The 2360-nt window shown below is 79.2% G+C and carries 1 protein-coding gene; it reads right to left on the minus strand.

The window, feature by feature from the left end:
* Positions 1-27 precede the first annotated feature (27 nt).
* Positions 28-2360 (minus strand): ATP-dependent helicase HrpB (hrpB, locus tag IH13_RS0106540; RefSeq protein ID WP_031081836.1); only part of this gene is annotated, 2333 nt, incomplete at its 5' end.

A 2360-nucleotide genomic window follows, 5' to 3' on the forward strand; every position in this document is an offset into this window, starting at 1 on the left:
CCCGGCCGGGGGCCGCCGCGCGGGCGTTCAGCCCCGGCGGAGCCGTGCCGAGGTGAGACGGGTCGCCTCCATGGAGGCCGGGTCCTCGGGCCACGGGTGCTTCGGGTAGCGGCCCCGCAGCTCGGCCCGGACCGCCCGGTAGCCCTCCCGCCAGAACGACGCCAGGTCCGCCGTCACCGCGGCGGGCCGCCCGGCCGGGGACAGGAGGTGCACCAGCACCGGGACCCCGGCCACCCGGGGGGTCTCCCGCAGCCCGAACAGCTCCTGCAGCTTCACCGCCAGGACGGGCTGCTCACCGCCGTACTCCACCCGGACCCGGGACCCGCTGGGCACCTCGATCCGCTCCGGGGCCAGCTCGTCCAGCCGGGCCGCCTCGCCCGTCGCCCACGGCAGCAGCCGGCGCACCGCCTGCCCGGCGTCGATCCGCGCCAGGTCCGCGCGGCGCCGGGCCCGCGACAGTTCCGGCTCCAGCCACCGGCCGGCGCACGCCAGCAGCGCACCGTCCGACACGTCCGGCCACGGCGCCCCCAGCACCCGGTTCAGGAACGCGAGCCGCAGCCGCAGCTGCTCGCCGTCCCGGCTCCAGCGCAGCAGCCCGAGCCCCTCGTCCCGCAGCCCCTCCAGGAGCGCCTCGCGCACCAGCTCGGGGTCCGGCCGCCGCAGCGCGCGCACCGACAGTTCGATCGCCCCGAGCCGTTCCACCGCACGCGCCACCACGTCGCCGTCCGTCCAGCGGACCTCCTCGCCCGCGAACCGCAGGCGCCCCGCGGCCAGCCGTGCCGTGTCCTCGTCGACGACGGCGGCGAGCCGCACCCGGGCGGACGCGGCGTGCGCGGGACGGTCCGCCACCGCGACGGCCAGCCACGGCGCGCTCCGCAGCCGGGAGGCGACGCGCAGCTCGGCGCCGGTGCCCGACGCCATCAGGAACGCCCCCTCGCCGCGGGCCCGCGCCACCCGTTCCGGGAAGGCGAGCGCCGCCACCAGTCCGGCCGCCGCGTCGTCCGTCGCGCCGGACGTCCCGTCACCGCCCGCCCGCTCCACCCCGCCCAGGGCGGACGCCAGCCGCCGCACCTCCTGCCGCCAGCGGGCCGCGTACCCGTCGCCGCCGCGCCGGGCCGTCCGCCAGGCGGCCGCCAGGTCGTCGCCGTACTCCCGGGGCGGCTCCTCGCTCAGCAGTGCCACCACCTCCGCGGCCCGGCGCCCGCCCACCTCCGCGGCCCCGTCCAGCAGGGCCCGGGCCAGCCGGGGGTGCAGACCGAGCCGGGACATGCGTACGCCCCGGCCGGTCACCCGGCCCGCCGCGTCCACCGCGCCGACCGCCGTCAGCACCTCCCGTGCCGCACCCATCGCCCCGGCCGGCGGAGGGTCCAGCAGGGACAGCCCGGAGGCGTCGGGATCGCCCCAGCACGCCGCCTGCAACGCGAACGCCGCCAGATCGGCCACCTTGATCTCCGGGGACGGGAACCGGGCGAGCCGGCCGTCCTCGGCCTCCTCCCAGCAGCGGTACACCGTGCCCGGCGCCTCACGTCCCGCCCGGCCCGCACGCTGGCGGCCCGCCGCCCGGGACGCCCGGACCGTCGTCAGCGCGCTCAACCCCCGGGCGTGGTCCACACGCGGTTCCCGCGCCAGCCCCGAGTCCACGACGACCCGCACCCCCGGCACCGTCAGCGAGGACTCCGCCACGGCCGTCGCGAGCACCACCCGCCGCCGCCGTCCCGGCCCGGCCAGCACCGCGTCCTGCACCGCCGCCGGGGCCCGCCCGTGGACCTGGAGCACCTCGGCGTCCACACCACTGAGCTGCCCGGCCACCCGGCCGATCTCCCCGACGCCGGGCAGGAAGCACAGCACGTCGCCGTCCCGCTCGGCCAGCGCCCGGCGCACCACGGCGGCCACATGGGTCAGCAGCGCCGGGTCCACCCTCATCCCGTGCGGCGGACGCACGGTGCCGGGCGGCGGCGCCCACACCACCTCCACCGGGTGGGACACCCCCGGTGCCTCCACGACCGGCGCGTCTCCCAGCAGCCGGGCCCAGCCCTCCGCGTCCGTCGTCGCCGACGCCGCGACCAGGCGCAGCTCGGGCCGGATCGTCTCCCGCACGTCCAGGAGGAAGGCGGCGACCGTGTCCGCGTCCAGATGGCGCTCGTGGCACTCGTCGATGACCACCACGTCGACACCGGCCAGTTCCTGATCGCGCTGCAGCCGCTGCAGCAGCACCCCGGTGGTCACCACCTCCACCACCGTCCCGGGACCCACCCGGCGCTCCCCGCGCACCGTGAAGCCGACCCGCTCACCCGTCGCCTCACCGAGCAGCCACGCCATCCGCCGGGCGGCCGCCCGGGCGGCGATCCGGCGCGGCTCCG

It is taken from the genome of Streptomyces sp. NRRL WC-3549 (assembly GCF_000721935.1).
Lineage (GTDB): Bacteria > Actinomycetota > Actinomycetes > Streptomycetales > Streptomycetaceae > Streptomyces.